The organism is Dactylosporangium sp. NPDC005572 (assembly GCF_040605515.1).
Lineage (GTDB): Bacteria > Actinomycetota > Actinomycetes > Mycobacteriales > Micromonosporaceae > Dactylosporangium.
This window is the reverse complement of sequence record NZ_JBEXCY010000449.1, coordinates 1-1940: the sequence shown is the minus strand read 5'-3', so window position 1 is coordinate 1940 and position 1940 is coordinate 1. Positions and strand designations below refer to the sequence as shown.

Below are 1940 nucleotides of genomic sequence, written 5' to 3'. Positions count from 1 at the left end.
CGGCGGTGGTGCTGCGTTACGCGAAGGACATGGGCTTCAGCCTGGAGAAGGTGAACGTGAACGGTGGGGCGATCGCGATGGGCCACCCGCTGGGTGCGACCGGCGGGATGCTGCTGGGGACCGTCGTCGACGAGCTCGAGCGGCGCCAGTTGCGGTATGGCCTGGTCACCCTGTGCATCGGCGGCGGCATGGGCATCGCCACGATCGTGGAGCGGATCTGATCATGACTGACACCATTCGCTACGACCGCGGCGCAGACGGCATCGTCGTGCTGACCCTCGACGACCCCAGCCGCGGCGCCAACACCATGAACCCGGCGTTCGTCGCCTCCATGGACACCGTCCTGGACCGGCTCGAAGCCGAGAAGGCCGATGTCACCGGCGTCATCATCACGTCGGCGAAGAAGACCTGGTTCGCCGGCGGCGACCTCGACACGCTCGGCAGCATCGGCCCCGACGACGCGGCGCAGACCTACGCCGCCGTCAGGCAGATCAAGGCCCAGCTCCGCCGCCTGGAGACCCTCGGCCGGCCAGTGGTCGCCGCGATCAACGGCTCCGCGCTGGGCGGCGGCCTCGAACTGGCCCTCGCGTGCCATCACCGGATCGTCGCCGACGACCGGAGGATCGAGATCGGGTTCCCCGAGGTCACGCTCGGCCTGCTGCCGGGCGGCGGCGGCGTCGTACGGACCGTGCGGCTGCTGGGCATCACCGAGGCGCTGCTGCAGGTACTGCTGAAAGGTCAGCGGCACAAGCCGGCCAAGGCCCTGGAGGTCGGCCTGGTGCACGAGGTGCTGCCGGCCGACGAACTCGACGCCGCAGCCCGGGCCTGGATCGCGGCGAACCCGGACGCGGTCCAGCCGTGGGACGTGAAGGGCTACAAGATCCCCGGCGGGACCCCGAGCAACCCGAAGTTCGCGGCCAACCTGCCCGCGTTCCCCGCCACGCTGCGCAAGGAGCTCAAGGGCGCCCCCTACCCGGCGCCGCGCAACATCCTCGCGGCCGCGGTCGAGGGTGCACAGGTGGATCTGGCGACGGCGTTCGACATCGAGGGCCGCTACTTCACGGAGCTGGCGACGGGGCAGATCGCGAAGAACATGATCCAGGCGTTCTTCTTCGACCTGCAGGCCGCCAACGCGCGCGGCTCCGCCGCCAAGCCGTTCACCAAGGTCGCCGTGCTCGGCGCTGGGATGATGGGCGCGGCGATCGCCTACGTGTGTGCGCGGGCGGGCATGCAGGTGCTGCTCAAGGACGTCACGGTCGAGGCCGCGCAGCAGGGCAAGGCCTACTCCGAGCGCCTGGTGCAGAAGGGGCGCGGCGGGCCGGACCTCCTGGAGAGGATTACGCCGACCGCGGACCCGGCCGACCTGGCTGGTGCGGATCTGGTGATCGAGGCGGTGTTCGAGGACCCGGCGTTGAAGCACAAGGTGTTCGCCGAGATCGAGCATGTTGTATCTCCGGGTGCGCTGCTGTGTTCGAACACGTCGACGCTGCCGATTTCGCTGCTCGCCGATGGGGTGCAGCGGCGGGAGGACTTCGTCGGGCTGCACTTCTTCTCGCCGGTCGACAAGATGCCCCTCGTCGAGGTCATCCGGGGCAAGGCGACGTCGGACGCGTCGGTCGAGCGGGCGCTCGGCGTGGTGCGGCAGCTGCGCAAGACACCGATCGTGGTCAATGACAGCCGCGGGTTCTTCACCAGCCGCGTCATCGGCACGTTCACCGGCGAAGGCCTGCTCATGCTGGCCGAGGGCGTCGCACCGGCCTCGATCGAGCAGGCCAGCCTCCAGGCCGGCTACCCGGCGCCGGTGCTGCAGCTCATCGACGAGCTGACCCTTACGCTGCCGCGCAAGATTCGGCAGCAGTACGGCGACAGCTGGACGCCGACGCCCGCCGACGCCGTCATCGACCGGATGATCGACGAGTTCGGGCGGCCCGGCCGGTCCG

General features: G+C 69.9%; 1 protein-coding gene and 1 pseudogene. Both read left to right on the top strand.

All coding sequences use genetic code 11. From position 1 onward, the window contains the following. Positions 1-221, top strand: a pseudogene (locus ABZS66_RS61515) (acetyl-CoA C-acyltransferase); the annotation flags it as partial. 2 nt (positions 222-223) lie between these two features. Beyond that, the coding region (locus ABZS66_RS61510; protein ID WP_354774232.1) for a 3-hydroxyacyl-CoA dehydrogenase NAD-binding domain-containing protein at positions 224-1940 on the top strand (1717 nt) is incomplete at its 3' end.